The sequence below is a fragment of the Streptomyces sp. NBC_01635 genome, from assembly GCF_045209715.1.
In the GTDB taxonomy this organism is placed as follows: Bacteria; Actinomycetota; Actinomycetes; order Streptomycetales; family Streptomycetaceae; genus Streptomyces; species Streptomyces hirsutus.
In genome coordinates this window covers 6,545,238-6,561,065 of record NZ_CP109277.1, presented here as the reverse complement: position 1 = coordinate 6,561,065, position 15,828 = coordinate 6,545,238, and the positions used below count along the sequence as shown (strand labels likewise).

Sequence of the window (15,828 nt, the reverse complement as noted above, 5' to 3'; positions counted from 1 at the left end):
CAGCGAGTCGGTGCTCTTGCGTTGTGCTACCACATTACAAAGACGTGGTGACACTCCGCACGTACAGCAAAGGGAGCGGTCCCCTTTTCCCAGGGGAACCGCTCCCGTCACGGCGTCCTACTTGGCGCCCGCCGCACCACGGCGGATGCCGAGGCGGTCGACCAGCGCACGGAAGCGCTGGATGTCCTTCTTGGCGAGGTACTGCAGCAGTCGGCGGCGCTGACCGACCAGGATGAGCAGACCACGACGGGAGTGGTGGTCGTGCTTGTGGGTCTTGAGGTGCTCCGTCAGGTCGGAGATCCGACGGGACAGGAGAGCGACCTGGACCTCGGGGGAGCCGGTGTCACCTTCCTTGGTGCGGAAGTCGGCGATGATCTGGTTCTTCGTAGCGGCGTCGAGCGACACGCGTACTCCTCATGGTCTGTGACTGGCCACCGAGCGCCCCCGGTCTTCACCTCGGGGGATCTTCCATGACTCGGAAGGCGGGATCCGCAGGGCGCGGCCTCCGGAGCAGCGCTCCAGGGGTGCGTACACATACGGCCGTCACTCAGAGTACCAGCCGGTGGCAGGCCCCCTTACCACGGTCCGCGGAACCGCCCAGGTGGGACGCGGGGTGCCACTAATGTGAGCGCTCGTACCAGTCCATGGGACCAGTCATAGGTCGGGAAGGGGTCGCTGCGACATGGCGGAGACGGCTGAGGAGATCAAGGCACGCAAGGAGCGGGAGAAGGACGAGCTCTACGCCCTCGACATCTCCGGCGTCGAGTGGCACAGCGCGCCGGGGACCGAGGAGCACGAGGAGCGGGTCGAGATCGCCTACCTGCCCGACGGCGCGGTGGCCATGCGGTCCTCCCTCGACCCGGACACGGTGCTGCGGTACACGGAGGCGGAGTGGCGTGCGTTCGTGCTCGGCGCGCGGGACGGCGAATTCGATCTGGAGCCGACGCCGGGGACCGGCGGGGCGGACGCCGCGGGGACAGCGGCCGGGGCCGCCGAGTAGTCCGAGCGGTCCGAGGCCGGTTCGGCGCTCCGGGCTGCTCCCGATCGAGGTGACCGCCCGTGGATTTTCTCCCACGGGCGGTTTCTTTCGTTTGCGCGGTGAATGTGTACGCCCCTTGACAGCAACGGGTGTTGTGGGTGGCACTGGCTGAGGGTGGGCAGGGCTGACGGGGCAGGGCTACCCGTGATTAGGCTGGTACCCGACGCGTCACCGGAACACCCGTGAACCGGGTATCGGCGTCGCAGGCCCGGGGGAGGCCGGTTCGGACGATGTCGTCCTCATGCAGGACCAGTTCGGACCACCGCAGGTGGTCGCCCCAGCACAGCGCGACGGCACAAGGGTGCTCGACCAGACCAGGAGGAACTGTGGGCAGCGATCGGGACGGGATCCGCGGGGGCTGGGCGACACCCGGCGATGACCAGCCCGATGCGGAGTCCTCCGTCGAGACGACGGGCGAGTTCACCATCGACTACGCGCCGCCGGCCTGGTACACGCAGAACGCTTCGGGGAATTCGGAGTCGAGGCCGGGATCGGGGGCCGGGGCGGGGCCGGAGCCGAGGGCCGACGCCTCGTCCTCTTCTTCCGCCGCCCCAGGGCGTGTTCCGCCGTTGCCCGGGTTGACTCCGCCGCCGCACGCGGTCGGCGCTTCGGGGCCTTCGTCCCTTCCGGCGCCGGCGCCGGGGGCGCCTTTCACCCCGCCCGCGCCCGCTCCGGGCGCTCCCTTCACACCGCCGGCTCCCGCTCCGGGAAGGCCGTTCACGCCGCCCGCTCCGCCGTCCGGGGGGCCGGGCGCCGTACCGCGGCTTCCGGTGGGCAGCGGGTTCGAGCCGGAGCCGCAGCTGGTGTCCCCACCGGAGCCGGACTCCGTTTCTCCTGCGGCCGTGCCGGATCTTCCGGTCAGTGGGTTCGGCCGGGACTCCGGCAGTGGCGACCTCGAGAGCGGTGCCACCATCCGCTTCTCCGCCGCCGCGCTGAAGCAGGAGATCCAGGACCGTGAGGACCGGGCCGAAGCCGTGCCTGCCGAGCCCGGGCCCGAAGCCGACGCGGAGCCGGAAAAGCGACCGGAGCCCGCCGAGGACCGGGATCTGCCCGGGGCCGGCGAGCCCGCCGGAGAGACGGACGAACTCGAGGACGGCGTTCAGGACGGCGTTCAGGACGACGTCGAGGACGACGAGCCCTCCGTCACCCCCATCGCGTCCGTCCCCCTCCCTGCTGACGGCGCTGAGGACGGGGACACCGACATCGTCGCCGCCTCCGAATCGGCCGCGGAGGTCCACGAAGGCGACGAGCACTCCGTGAACGACGGCTTCGACGAGCCCGAGGCAGTGGGGACGGAGACGGGGTCCGGGGCGGACACCGAGGCCGAGGCGGACGCACCCGGTCCCGAGCCCGAGGACGCGAAGCCGGTGAACGAGGAACCGGTGGACGCCGCGGTGCCCTCCCCGACCAGCGCGGTCGGCCCGCCCGAGGACGCTGTACCCGCCTCCTCCGACACCTCGGACTCGGTGGCCTGGACTCCCCCGGCACCGCCGGTCGTGCCGCCCCCGTCGCACCCCGTCGCGCCGGCGCCCGCCGGCCAGTGGCCGGCACAGCCTCAGCAGTCGCCGCAGGTTCCCGCAGCGCCCCCGGCTCCCCCGGCACCGGTCGCTCCCCAACCGGCGCAGCCAGAAGACGCGGGTGCGTCTGCCCAGCAGCCGCAGCAGTCGCCTCCCTTCCAGCCGCAGGCGCCGCAGCCCGCGCCCGCAGCCTGGAACGCGCCGGAGGGACCGACGTCACCGCACCCGGCACCCGCCCCGCCCGCTCACCAGCCGCAGCCGCAGCCGCCTGCGCCGGTGCAACAGCCCGCTCCGCCGGCCGGGTACGGCTTCCCCCAGCCGGGCGCTCCCTTCCCCGGCCCCCCGGCCGGTTACGGCTTCCCGCCCGCCGGTCCCGCCCCGGCCGCCCCGACTCCCCCGGCCCAGTCGAGTGGTTACGGTTTCCCGCAGCAGCCGGCCCCGCAGCAGCCCGTACCCCCGCAGGCGCAGCCTCAGCATCCCGGCCTGCCCCCGCAGCCGCAGCACCCGCAGGCCGCGCAGCAGGGATTCCCGCTCCAGCAGCCTCAGCCGCCGCAGCACCCGCAGGCTGCCGCGCCGCCGCAGCCGCCTGTAGATCCGCGCGCCGGGGCCGCCTGGCCGCAGCCCATCCGGCACGACCAGCGGCAGCAGACCAACCCCGGTGCCGCGCCGCTCGGTTACACCGCGGCTGTGGAACTGTCGTCGGACCGGCTGCTCAACAGCAGGAAGCAGAAGGCCAAGAGCAGCCGTCCCGCGGCGGGCGGGTCGCGTTTCAAGCTGGGCGGCAAGAAGGAGGAGGCCGAGCGGCAGCGGAAGCTGGAGCTGATCCGCACTCCGGTGCTGTCCTGCTACCGGATCGCCGTGATCAGCCTCAAGGGCGGCGTCGGCAAGACGACCACGACCACCGCGCTCGGCGCCACCCTCGCCAGCGAACGGCAGGACAAGATCCTCGCGATCGACGCCAACCCCGACGCCGGTACGCTCGGCCGCCGGGTGCGGCGGGAGACCGGGGCCACCATCCGTGACCTGGTGCAGGCGATCCCGCACCTCAACTCGTACATGGACATCCGGCGGTTCACCTCGCAGGCGCCCTCCGGTCTGGAGATCATCGCCAACGACGTCGACCCCGCGGTCTCGACGACGTTCAACGACGAGGACTACCGGCGGGCGATCGACGTCCTGGGCAAGCAGTACCCGATCATCCTGACCGACTCCGGTACGGGTCTGCTCTACAGCGCCATGCGCGGGGTGCTGGACCTGGCCGATCAGCTCATCATCATCTCGACGCCGTCCGTGGACGGTGCGAGCAGCGCCAGCACGACGCTGGACTGGCTGTCGGCCCATGGGTACGCGGATCTCGTCTCGCGGTCGCTCACGGTCATCTCGGGTGTGCGCGAGACCGGCAAGATGATCAAGGTCGACGACATCGTGTCGCACTTCCGGACACGGTGTCGTGGCGTGCTCGTCGTACCGTTCGACGAGCATCTGGCCGCCGGGGCGGAGGTCGACCTCGACATGATGCGGCCGAAGGTGCGGGAGGCGTACTTCAACCTCGCCTCGCTGGTCGCCGAGGACTTCGTCCGGCACCAGCAGTCGCACGGCCTGTGGACCTCCGACGGCAACCCGCCGCCGGTCGCCGCCCCGCCGCTGCCGGGCCAGTACGTCCCCGGCCAGTACGCTCCGGACCAGCCCGTCCCGGGCCAGTACGTCCCGGGCCGGCCCTACCCGGACCAGCAGGCACCGCACTCTCCACCGGCACCGCACCCCCAGCAGCCGCAGCCCGGCCAGCCGTACGCCCCGCCCCCCGCGCAGCCCGGCCAGGGGTACCCGCAGGCCGCTCCGGGCCGGCCGTACCCCCCGCCGCCGCCCGGCTACGGCTATCCGCAGCAGGGCGGGCCGGAGCAGTACGGCCACCCCGGCGGCGGACAGACGCCTCCTCCGCAGGCGCCGCCTCCGCAGCAGTAGCCGCCGCACATGTCACCCGATCGGCCCCTTTCGAGGGGCCGGTCCCGTTTTCGGCCCGCACCGTTAGTACGCGGTGCGGGCCGTCCCCGTTTCCGGGTCGTACCACGGCGTCAGGCGCTGGCCAGGAACGCTTCAGTGGTCTCGACCAATAAGCGCAAAGGACTCGTCAACTCGCTGTTTCTGCAGGTCACATGGGGTGCTCGCGCCGTTGACGGCCACAGATGCCGCTGGTAGACACTCAGCACTCACCTGATCAGCCCGTCCTTCCCGTGCGAGTGATGACGCGAGGTCAGCGACCCTATGGACACGAATGATCAGTACGGCGGTCAGCACGACACCAGGCGTCCCCGTATCCGGCACCGGGGCCGTACGCGAGGTGCGGTCCCCCGCCGCGTCCGGCTCGCCGCGGCGGCCGGTGCGGCCGCACTCATCCTCACCGCCGGGCTCGCGACCCCGCTCGATCCGGCGCCGCGGGAAGCCCTGGCGGCCGACGACGGCAAGCGGACGCTGACCGTCGCGGTGGCGCAGAGCGTCGATTCGCTCAGCCCCTTCCTCGCCGTGCGGCTGCTCAGTACGAGCATTCACCGGCTCACGTACGAGTACCTGACCAACTACGACCCCGAGGACAACCATGTCGTCCCGGGGCTGGCCACCCGGTGGAAGTCGTCCCCGGACAAGTTGACGTGGACGTACACCATCCGCTCCGACTCGAAGTGGTCGGACGGGAAGCGGGCCACCGCCGAGGACGCGGCGTGGACGTTCAACACGATGATGGCCGACGAGGGGGCGGCCACGGCGAACGGCAGCTTCACCGCCAACTTCGAGGAGGTCACGGCGCCGAGCCCGACCGAGCTGGTCATCCGGCTGAAGAAGCCGCAGGCCACCATGACGGCGCTGGACGTGCCGATCGTGCCCAGGCATGTCTGGGAGAAGGTCGACGACTTCTCGAAGTTCAACAACGACAAGGACCTCCCCGTCGTCGGCAACGGGCCGTTCGTCCTCACCGACTACAAGCCCGACAGCTACGTACGGCTGGAGGCCAACAAGGACTTCTGGCGCGGGGCGCCGAAGTTCGACGAGCTGCTCTTCCGGTACTACAAGGACCAGGACGCGGCGGTGTCGGCGCTGCGCAAGGGTGAGGTGTCGTTCGTCGCCGGGTCTCCGTCCCTGACTCCTGCGCAGGCGGCCTCGCTCCAGAACGAGAAGAACATCAAGGTCAACGACGCGCCCGGCCGCCGCTTCTACGCCCTCGCCACCAACCCGGGGGCGAAGGCGAAGAACGGCGAGAAGATCGGCGACGGGCATCCCTCGCTGCTGGACCAGCGGGTGCGCAACGCACTGTTCATGGCGGTCGACCGGAAGACCGTCGTCGACAAGGTGTTCCAGGGCCACGCGGTGGACGGCGCGGGCTACATCCCGCCGCGCTACGCGCAGTACTTCTGGGAGCCGTCGGCCGGCCAGGAGCTTGCGTACGACCCCGGGAAGGCGGCCCGACTGCTCGATCAGGCGGGCTTCCTGAGGAACGGGGACGGCAAACGCGTCGGCAAGGACGGCAAGCCGCTGAACTACCGCATCCTGTGTCACGCCACCGACCCGAACGACAAGGCCATCGGCAGGTACCTCGAGGAGTGGTGGGGCGCTCTCGGCATCGGGGTCACGCTCAACTGTCTGGACAACGCGACCGATCCCTGGCTCGCAGGTGAGTACGATCTCGCCTTCGACGGCTGGTCGGTCAACCCCGACCCCGACTTCGTCCTGTCGATCCACACCTGCGGGGCGCTCCCGGCGACGCCCGAGCACACCGGCGCGACCGACAACTTCATCTGCGACAAGAAGTACGACGAGCTGTACGCACGGCAGTCGGCCGAGTACGACCCCGCCGAACGGGCGAACCTCGTCCAGCAGATGCAGTCACGGCTGTACGACCTCGGGTACATGAATGTCATGACGTATCCGAACGCGGTCGAGGCGTACCGCACCGACCAGATCGAGTCGATCACCACGATGCCCTCGAAGGCGGGCAACATCTACGGCCAGGACGGCTACTGGGGCTGGTGGTCCGCGGTGCCCGCGGACTCCGGTGAGGGTTCCGGCGGTTCGTCGTCGACGGGTGTGGTCGTCGGGATCGTCACGGGTGTCGTCGTCCTCGCGGGCTTCGGGGTGTTCGTGGCGATGCGGCGGCGGGCCACGGCCGAGGACCGCGAGTAGACGGGCGAACGGGTACTCATGACCGCCGACGCGACATCCGCTCCCGTCGAGGGCGCGCGAACGGCCTCCGGTCCGGTGAAGGACGGACCGGGGGCCGCCCGCGGGCCGCGGGCCCGCACCACCACCGCGTATCTGCGGTATGTGGCGGGCAAGGTGGCCGGCGCGGCCGTGTCCCTCCTGGCCGTCCTCGTCACCAGCTTCTTCCTCTTCCGGCTGATCCCGGGCGACCCGGTGAAGTTCATGACCGGCGGCCGTCAGGTGTCGACCGAACAACTCGCTTCCTATCGGCGGGAGTTCGGGCTGAACCTGCCATTGTGGCAACAGTTCGCCGACTACTGCGGCAAGGCGCTCACGGGTGATCTGGGGACGTCGTACCAGTTCAACGCGCCGGTGGTCGACAAGATCACCGAGGCGCTGCCGAACACCCTGCTGCTCACCGGTACGGCCTTCGTCCTCTACACGGCACTCGGCATCGTGCTCGGCACCCGGTCGGCGTGGCGGCACGGGCGGTTCGGGGACCGGGTCGGCACAGGGCTGGCACTGACCCTTTACTCCGTCCCGTCCTTCTGGCTCGGGCTGCTGCTGATCATCACGCTGTCGGTGGGTACCGGGCCCGTTCCGGGGCTGTTCCCCACCGGCGGCATGGAGTCGGGCGGCGAGGAGGGATTCGCCCAGGTCCTGGACGTGGCACACCATCTGGTCCTGCCGGTGGTGACGCTGGTGGCGGTGGAGTACGGGCAGACGCTGCTGGTGACGCGGTCGGCGCTGCTGGACGAGATGGGCAGCGACTATCTGACCACCGCGCGCGCCAAGGGGCTCCGTGACGACCTGGTCCGGCGCCGGCACGCGGTGCCCAACGCGTTGCTGCCGACAGTGACGCTGATCTTCATCAACCTCGGGCGGACGGTGGCCGGGGTGATCCTGGTGGAGACGGTCTTCTCCTGGCCGGGGCTCGGCGGGCTGTTCTACCAGGCGCTGAGCGTGCCCGATCTGCCTCTGGTGCAGGGGCTGTTCTTCGTGTTCTCCGCGGCGGTGATCGTGATGAACACGCTGGCCGATCTGATCTATCCGCTGCTCGATCCCCGGGTGGGCCGATGACGACGGACAAGGGCACGACGACCGGGACACCGGCGACCCCGCCGACGACCGCACCGGCCGCACCGGACAGCGCGGGAGGTCCGCGCACGCTCGCGTGGCGGCGGCGCAGGGCCTCGGCGGCGCGGTTCTGGCGGCAGTACCGCACCCATCGGTCCGGCGTCGCGGGCCTGGCCGCACTCCTGCTGTTCGCGCTGGCCGCCGTGACCGCTCCGCTGCTGGTCGGCTCCGACGTGGACAACGTGACGGACGCACCGGGCAGTCCACTGGAGCGCCCGAGCAGCGAATTCCCCTTCGGCACCGACCGGTTCGGACGGGATCTGTTCGGTCTGGTGATCTGGGGTGCGCGGGTGTCGCTGCTCGTGGGGCTGCTCGCCGCCGTGCTGTCGGTGGCGATCGGCACCCTGATCGGAGTGACGGCGGGACACTTCCGGGGCTGGTACGCGACGGTGGTGATGCGGGTCACCGACTGGTTCCTGGTGATGCCCACGCTGGTCCTGGCGATCGCGCTGGCCACCGTGATGTCCCGTTCGCTCGTCACGATCGTGGTGGCGATCGGGGTCACGACCTGGCCGACGACGGCCCGGCTGGTGCGCGCGCAGACCCTGGCGGTGGAGACCCGGCCGTACATCGAACGCGCGCGGGCGCTGGGCGGCGGTCACTGGCATGTGATGTCGCGCCATGTGCTGCCCCAGGTGATGCCGCTGGTGCTGGCGCAGACGACCCTGATCATCTCCGCGGCGATCCTGGCGGAGGCGACCCTGGCGTTCCTCGGGCTCGGTGATCCGACGGGGGTGTCGTGGGGCGGACTGCTGCAGGACGCGCGGGAGGCGGGTGCGGTCAGCGCCGGGCACTGGTGGTACCTGGTGCCGCCGGGCATCGCGATCGCCGTGGTGGCGCTGGCGTTCACGCTCTGCGGGCGTGCCGTGGAGTCCGTCCTCAACCCCAGGCTGGGGGTGTCCCGTTGAGTCTGCTCGACGTCAGGGACCTGACGGTGACGTACGCGGGCGGGGCCGCCGCGGTGCGCGGGGTGGACCTGGGCCTGGAGGCCGGGCAGAAGCTGGGCATCGCCGGGGAGTCGGGCTGCGGCAAGTCGACGCTCGCGCTGGCCCTGCTGCGGCTGCTGCCGTCCGGGACGCGGATCGGCGGGGAGATCCTGCTGGACGGCGAGGACGTGCTGACCATGAAGTGGGGCCGGCTGCGGGCGGTCCGCTGGGCCGGGGCCTCGATCGTGTTCCAGGGCGCGATGCACTCGCTCAACCCCGTGCACCGCATCGGCGACCAGATCGCCGAGCCGCTCCTGCTGCACCGGAAGGCGACCCCGGCGGGGGCCCGGAGGAAGGCCGGCGAGCTGCTGGAGCAGGTCGGCCTGCCGGCCGCTCGGGCGGCCGACCACCCGCACGAACTGTCCGGCGGTCAGCGTCAGCGCGTCATGATCGCGATGGCGCTGGCCTGCGATCCGATGCTGATCGTCGCGGACGAGCCGACCACCGCGCTCGATGTGATGATCCAGGCGCAGATCCTGCGGCTCATCGAGCAACTGGTGGCCGACCAGGACGTGGGGCTGATCATGATCAGCCACGATCTGGCGGTCCTCGCCGACACCTGTGACCGGCTCGCGGTGATGTACGCGGGCCGGGTGGTGGAAGAAGGCCCGGCCCGGCAGGTGTACGAGGACGCCCGGCACCCGTACGCCCGTGCCCTGTCGGCGGCGTTCCCCCGCATCGGCGACCCGGCGTCGCGCTTCGCGCCGCGCGGTCTGGCGGGCGACCCGCCGGACCCGTCGGCGCTGCCGGCCGGGTGCACCTTCCATCCCCGCTGCCCGGTGGCCCTGGAGTCCTGCGCGGTGGACGACCAGCCGCTACGGGTGGCGGGGCCGGAGCGACGGGCGGCGTGCGTACGGGTCGCACAGGACGCGGCCGAGGAGCCAGGGGGCCACGTTCCCCCGGAGGAAGCGAGGCGTACCACCCCATGACGGCCTCCCCCACTGCCACCCCCGGCCCCACCGGTCCCCCCGGCCCCTCGGAACTCTCCCGCTCCCCGGTAGGCCCCCCACTGCTGAGCGCCCGGGGAGTGCGGGTCTCCTTCCCCGGTCGGCACGGCGCCGGCCCCGCCCGCGCGGTGGACGGCGTCGACCTCGCCATCCGGCCCGGTGAGATCGTCGCCCTGGTGGGCGAGTCGGGCTGCGGCAAGACGACCCTGGCCCGCGCCCTGCTGGGCCTGGTCGAGCCGACCGCGGGGCACGTCTCCTTCGACGGGCGGCCGCTCGACTACTCCGGCCGCTCCCTCAAGGCGTACCGCAGGCGGGTCCAGTTGGTCCTCCAGGACCCGAGCGGCTCGCTCAACCCCCGGCACACGGTGTACGACGCGGTGGCCGAGGGGCCGCGCATCCACGGGTACGGCGGTGACGAGCGGGCGGCGGTCGCGGAGGCCCTGTCCCGGGCCGGGCTGCGGCCGCCGGAACGCTTCTTCCTGCGCTATCCGCACGAGCTGTCCGGCGGTCAGCGCCAGCGGGTGGTGATCGCGGGCGCGCTGGTCCTGGAGCCCGAACTCCTCGTCGCGGACGAGCCGGTGGCCTCCCTGGACGCCTCCGTACGCGGCGAGATCCTGGCCCTGCTGCTCCGGCTCCGTGCCGAGCTGGGCCTGTCCGCGCTGGTGGTCACCCACGACCTCGGGCTGGCCTGGAACATCGCCGACCGGGTCGCGGTGATGTACCTCGGCCGGATCGTGGAGACCGGGACGGTGGAGCAGGTGCTGACCGCGCCCCGGCACCCGTACACGCAGGCCCTGTTGTCGGTGCTCCCGGAGGCGCCGGGCGACCCGGTGGTCCTGAGCGGTGAGCCCCCGGATCCGACCCGTGTTCCAGGGGGCTGCCGGTTCCGCACACGCTGCCAGCTCCTGCTCGGCGGGGAGGCGGACCGGGCGGGCGTCGCGGACGCGTGCCGGACCCGGGACCCGGAGATCCTCGACGGGGGAGGTCGGGAGGGGGAGGAGGGAGGCAAGGGCACGGTCGGTCAGGTGGCCTGCCACTGGGCCCACGCGCGCGAGGCCCCGGGTCCGTCCGGGCCCTCTGTCCCGCCGCTCCGCGCGTAAGGGCCCGCGTACGTGCCTCCTACGGCTTCTCGGCCGCTGCCACCAGTTCCTTGCAGCGCCTGACGTCCGCCGCCATCTGCTCCATCAGCGCCTCGAGCGAGTCGAACTTCGCCTGGCCGCGGACGAAGGCGAGGAAGTCGACGGCGACGTGCAGACCGTAGAGGTCCAGGCCGACGCGGTCGATGGCGTACGCCTCGACCGTGCGCTCGGTGCCGTCGAACTGGGGGTTGGTGCCGACGGAGATCGCGGCCGGCATGGCCTCGCCCTGGGCGTGCAGCCAGCCCGCGTAGACGCCGTCGGCGGGGATGGCGGTGTGCGGGAGCGTCTCGACGTTGGCCGTGGGGAAGCCCAGTTCGCGGCCGCGCCGGGCGCCGCTGACGACCACGCCCTCCACCCGGTGCGGGCGGCCCAGGATCTCGGCGGCGCCCTCGACCTCACCCTCCGCGATCAGGCGGCGGGTGAGTGTGGAGGAGAACGGCTCGCCGCCACCGGCCTCGCCGCTCACGTACAGCTCGACGACCTCGACCTCGAAGTCGTAGATCTTGCCCTGTTCCGCGAGGAAGTCCACGGTGCCCGCGGCCCGGTGGCCGAAGCGGAAGTTGGGGCCCTCGACGACCGCTTTGGCGTGCAGTCTGTCGACCAGGACCTTGCCCACGAACTCGGCCGGCGACAGCTTCGAGAACTCCGTGGTGAAGGGGAGGATCAGGACCGCGTCCACGCCCAGCTCGGTCATGAGTTCCGCGCGGCGGTGATGCGGGGCGATCAGCGGCGGGTGGCTGCCGGGGCGGACGACCTCGCTGGGGTGCGGGTCGAAGGTGACGACGACCGCGGGGACGCCCAGTTCCCGGGCACGGTCCACGGCGTGCCTGATGATCAGCTGGTGCCCGCGGTGGACTCCGTCGTAGGAACCGATGGTGACGACGCTGCGCCCCCAGTCCTGGGGGATGTCCTCCAAGCCACGCCAGCGCTGCACTGCCTGCTCCTTGTCGAAACCTTGTCGGGCCGAGTCCGTGGACTTCTCCTGCGCAGGTCTAAGGGTGCCATGCCGACCGCCGTCGGCTCGCATCGGCATCGGCGCTCCGGCACTGTGACGCTGTGCACTCCCGGTCGCGGCTCAGACGGGGACGCCCACTCCCGACCGGGTCTCGATCATCCGCCGGGTGCCGGGTCCGACCACGTCCGCCCACTCCTGGGGCGCGTCCGCCAGCCAGTGGGCCAGGGCGGCGGCGAAGCCCGGGACGTGCCGCCCCAGGGCGGCCAGGACGTGGTCGAAGCGGGCGGCGCCGTCGGGGGTGCGGACGAGGAGCAGCCCGGTGTGGTGGACGAGTTCGCGCGCGGGGTCGTCGGTCCGCCGGGTGTCGTCGGTGTGGCGGGGGTCGTCGGTGTGGCGGGGGTCGTCGGTGTGGCGGGCGGCGGCTCCCAGCACCGCGGCCAGCAGGTCGGGGTCGTGGTCGCGGGTGAGGAGCGGGTCCAGCAGTTCGCGGCGCAGGGGGCGCGAGGCGGGGGTGCCGGGCTCGGCCAGGGCGCCGGCGAGGGCGGCCCGCAGCGGCTGCGGCCCGGCGTCCAGCAGGCCGGTGAGCAGGGGCAGCAGGACGTCGCGGTCGGCCGGCTCCTGGTCCAGGCGCCGGTCCGCGTACGCGGCCAGCCGTCCCGCGAGGTCCGGCCGCCGCTCCACCGCCGCCCTCACCAGCGCGGCGACGCAAAGGGCCAGCGCGGGCGCGTCGGCGTCGGCGTCCACCTCGGCGGAAACGGTCGCGTCGAGGTGGGCGGGCGCATCGGCGGGAGTGTCCGGTGTCCCGCCGGCGTCCCGCCGGGCGAGCCTCACTCGGAAGGCGTCGAGGACGGCCTCCGGGTGGGTGGTGAGGGCGCAGGCCAGCGCGCTCGGCGGGACGTACGGGTCGCCGGCCGCGAAGTGTTCCAGAGCCCGCGCGAGGTGGCGGTCCCTGCTGCTCGGGTCCTGGACGAGCAGGGCGAGCGCGCCGCCGTGCAGGGCGCGGTCGCCGGTACGTACGAGCAGGGCGAGGGCCGCGTACCGCAGCAGGGTGCGGTCGGCCTCGTCACGGGCGTGCGGTGCGGCCAGCAGCCCGTAGGTCACCGCTGCCGCGCGGCGGGCGGGGCGCTCGTCGCGCGCCCAGCGGTCGACGGCCCGGCATACCGCCGAAGGGTCTTCCTCGGCCAGTACGCCGAGCAGTTGGCCGGCCCGCCGGTGCGGGCTGCCGGCGAGCGCCTCGGTCAGGGTGTCCGGGGCGCGGTGCCGGTGGGTGTGCAGCAGCGCCTGGGCCGCCGTCGCGACCGTCGCGTGCGGGGTGGCGGGCAGGGGCCGTTCGTCCTCGAACCACCGGACGAGGTGCGGGAGTACGGCGGCGGGGTCGGCGCTGAACAGGCGGGAGGCGGCGTCCAGGAACCGGGGGCCGGCCTCGCCCGGGGGGCCGTCGGCGTGCACGAGTCCGCGCAGCAGCTCGAAGCCGGTCTCCAGGGGCAGGGGGAGAGCGGTCCAGAAGGCCGGTCCCAGCTCGCCGGGGACCGGCCGCCGCCGCTGCCGCCAGGCCACGATCCGGTCGGCCAGCAGCCGCAGCACCCCGGTGTAGGGCGTCGCGTCGGGCACGCGCGCGAGGGTCTCGGTGAGCAGCCGGGAGGCCCACCACGAGTCCGTCCCGGCGTCGAGGGCGTGCACCAGGTCCGCGAGCCGGGAGGCGAGCGGGGCTGTTCCGTGCTGCCGGGCGAGCAGCAGCATGGCCTGGACGACGGGCCCGACGCGGTGGTGCGGCACAGGGACGCCGTCGGCGGTGTCGGGGTCGCGAGGGGCACCGGGGTCGCCGTGGACCAGGGCACGCAGGGCCCCGTCCAGGTCCAGGTGGGTGCCCTGGAGCCAGTCGGCGAGTTCCTCGTGGGCGAAGCGGTAGCCGGTCCCGGCGGGGACGAGGAGGCCCTCGGCGAGTACGGCGTGGGCCCAGCCGGTGCCGCCGCCGAGCCCGGCCGGTGCGGGCCCCCAGGGGAACACCGCCTCGAACGCCTCCCGGTCCAGCTCGCCCTGCCCGGGGCCGAGGCTGCGCCGGGCGGCTTCGTGCACCTGCCCGGAGACCTTGGCGGCCAGCCGGCGTACGGCGGTGCCACGCAGCCCGCTCCCGGCGGCGAGGCGTACGGCCACGCGCAGGCACATCAGATCCAGGTGGGCGGAGAGGACATCGTGGCGGTCCGCGCGGGCGTCCGGCGCGTCCGGGGCGTCGGCGAGGGCGGCCCTGACCTCCGCGAGCAGCCGGAGCGTCAGCGGGTGCCGGGTGTCGGCCGGGGAGCCCTCCGGGATGCCGTAGCGGGCTCGTGCCTCGATGGCCTCGTCGGCGGTCAGGTCGCCGAGACGCACGCACGCGGGAAGGCACTCGGCCGGGGGGCCGCCCGGGGCCTCACCCTGGGGCCCGCCCCGGTGCCGGTGCAGCAGCTCCGCCGGGAGGAACGTGCCCGCGCTCTCCCAGTACTCCGCGCGGCACCCCACCACCAGGCGCGCCCCGGTCCGCCGCAGCCACCGTGCCGTGCCGTCGCTCCACTGGGCGAGGCGGCCGGTCAGGAGGGGCGGCATCTCCTCGGGGCCGTCGAGGAGGAGCAGCAGCGGGCGGCCGGCACTGCGGGCCAGGCCGGCGAGGCGGGCCGGGCCGGTGTCGCCGAGGTCTTCGGGTCCGGCCGGGGTCCGGGTGCGGGAGGCGGCGACGATGCGGGCGGCCCGGTCGAGCGCCCGCTGGGCCGCGTCGGCGACGGAGAGGTCGTCCTCCCGCAGATCGGCGCCGCGCAGCCACAGCGTGGGGCCGCCGGCCCGGTGGCGGCGGGCGGCGAGCGCCGCGAGCTCCGTCGTACGGCCGCTGCCGGGCGGCCCGACGAGACCGAGGACCGCGGCCGGGCCGTGTTCGAACGCGGTGAACTCCGCGGTGACGGCGGCCCGCTCCACCGGAACGACGTCTCCGGGGGCGAGTGCGCCCGACGGGCCGTCCTGCCCGACCGAGGTGGCGGTGAGTTCCAGCACGCCGGCGAGGTTGAGGTCGGTGCCGTACGCCGGGACCGTCGCCGCGTTCTCGGCGAGGAGGGCGGCGAGGGGGCCCGGGGCGGGGCGGAGCGGCACGGCGAAGCCGCCGTCGCGGCCACCGGCGCGGAGCGCGGTGCCGAGGACACCGAGGACGGCGCCGGTGGCGGCGTCGAGCACCGGACCGCCGGCCGCTCCGCCGCCGGTGCGCAGCGCGTCACGGCCGGTGGTGCCGATGGCGAGTTCCAGCGCGTCGTCGAGGGTGTGGCAGCGCTCGGTGGCGGTGTACGTCACGGTGGTCGGGCCGAGTACGCGCGCCTCGCGCCAGCACCCGGCGGCGATCCGCACGTAGGCGCCGCTGTCGAGGCGGTCCCGCGCGGTGACGGGCAGCGGCTCGACACCAAGCCCTTCGGCGTGGACGAGGGCGAGGCCGAGCTCGGGCAGCGGGGTGACGGCGTCGGCGCCCACGACACGGTGACGGTCGCCGGGGGCGTGCAGGGCCAGGCCGGGGAGGCCGTCGACGGCCTCGTGGCTGGTGATCAGCGTGCCGCGGTGGTCGGCGGGGAAGGCGAGACCGCGCGGGCGGCCGTCGAGGTCCTGGACGCGGACGAGGACATCGGTGGGCAACGGCTCCCGCCGGGCCCGAGGGGCCTCCCCCGGAGTCCGGTCGGCCGGGTCGTGGAACGTGCCCCGCTCGTGACGGGACGGGTCGCGCGACGTCATCGTCGAACCTTCATGCCGTGCCTTCGTACTGTGCCTTCGACTGCTTCGGCTCGACAGTAGGGCCGGGTGATCAGCGACACAGCGCCCTCGGCAAACGCGCCCCCTTCCACTCCCCCGTTCACTCCGAGCGCCTGCACTTACGGGTGAAAGGACGGCCACAAGTGGATACACCCTGGGGGTGG

10 protein-coding genes are annotated in these 15,828 nt (G+C 73.2%); 7 read left to right on the top strand and 3 right to left on the bottom strand.

Translation table 11 applies throughout. The annotated features are described in order from the left end of the window. Positions 1 to 117 precede the first annotated feature (117 nt). Complete coding sequence (rpsO, locus tag OHB56_RS30500) at positions 118 to 405, bottom strand: 30S ribosomal protein S15 (protein ID WP_042168273.1); 288 nt, start codon at positions 403 to 405, stop codon at positions 118 to 120. A 277-nt stretch (positions 406 to 682) separates the two neighbouring features. Between rpsO and OHB56_RS30495 the strand changes: the two genes are divergently transcribed. From OHB56_RS30495 to OHB56_RS30465, 7 genes are all read left to right on the top strand, one after another. Continuing rightward, the gene (locus tag OHB56_RS30495) at positions 683 to 1,000 is read left to right on the top strand and encodes a DUF397 domain-containing protein (protein WP_406356737.1); all 318 of its coding nucleotides are present in this window, start codon (positions 683 to 685) and stop codon (positions 998 to 1,000) included. 365 nt (positions 1,001 to 1,365) lie between these two features. After that, positions 1,366 to 4,518: an SCO5717 family growth-regulating ATPase gene (locus OHB56_RS30490; RefSeq protein ID WP_406356735.1), complete on the top strand. Its 3,153-nt coding sequence runs from the start codon at positions 1,366 to 1,368 to the stop codon at positions 4,516 to 4,518. A gap of 300 nt (positions 4,519 to 4,818) precedes the next feature. After that, a complete protein-coding gene (locus OHB56_RS30485) occupies positions 4,819 to 6,726 on the top strand; it encodes an ABC transporter substrate-binding protein (RefSeq protein WP_406356733.1) in 1,908 nt (635 codons plus the stop codon). 18 nt (positions 6,727 to 6,744) lie between these two features. Further along, the gene (locus tag OHB56_RS30480) at positions 6,745 to 7,824 is read left to right on the top strand and encodes an ABC transporter permease (RefSeq protein WP_326755018.1); all 1,080 of its coding nucleotides are present in this window, start codon (positions 6,745 to 6,747) and stop codon (positions 7,822 to 7,824) included. Next, the gene (locus OHB56_RS30475; RefSeq protein ID WP_406356731.1) at positions 7,821 to 8,789 is read left to right on the top strand and encodes an ABC transporter permease; all 969 of its coding nucleotides are present in this window, start codon (positions 7,821 to 7,823) and stop codon (positions 8,787 to 8,789) included. Before OHB56_RS30480 ends, OHB56_RS30475 begins: the two co-directional genes overlap by 4 nt. Next, on the top strand, positions 8,786 to 9,796 hold the full coding sequence (locus OHB56_RS30470) for an ABC transporter ATP-binding protein (protein ID WP_406356729.1): 1,011 nt from the start codon (positions 8,786 to 8,788) through the stop codon (positions 9,794 to 9,796). Before OHB56_RS30475 ends, OHB56_RS30470 begins: the two co-directional genes overlap by 4 nt. Next, positions 9,793 to 10,914, top strand: a complete 1,122-nt coding sequence (locus OHB56_RS30465; protein ID WP_406356727.1) for an ABC transporter ATP-binding protein — start codon at positions 9,793 to 9,795, stop codon at positions 10,912 to 10,914. Before OHB56_RS30470 ends, OHB56_RS30465 begins: the two co-directional genes overlap by 4 nt. 19 nt (positions 10,915 to 10,933) lie before the next feature. Here OHB56_RS30465 and OHB56_RS30460 read toward each other — a convergent pair whose 3' ends face one another. Both OHB56_RS30460 and OHB56_RS30455 read right to left on the bottom strand, forming a co-directional pair. Further along, positions 10,934 to 11,887, bottom strand: a complete 954-nt coding sequence (locus OHB56_RS30460) for a bifunctional riboflavin kinase/FAD synthetase (protein WP_326755014.1) — start codon at positions 11,885 to 11,887, stop codon at positions 10,934 to 10,936. Between the two features lie 141 nt (positions 11,888 to 12,028). After that, positions 12,029 to 15,646, bottom strand: coding sequence for a serine protease (locus OHB56_RS30455; RefSeq protein ID WP_406356725.1), 3,618 nt, complete (start codon positions 15,644 to 15,646; stop codon positions 12,029 to 12,031). Positions 15,647 to 15,828: the final 182 nt, after the last annotated feature.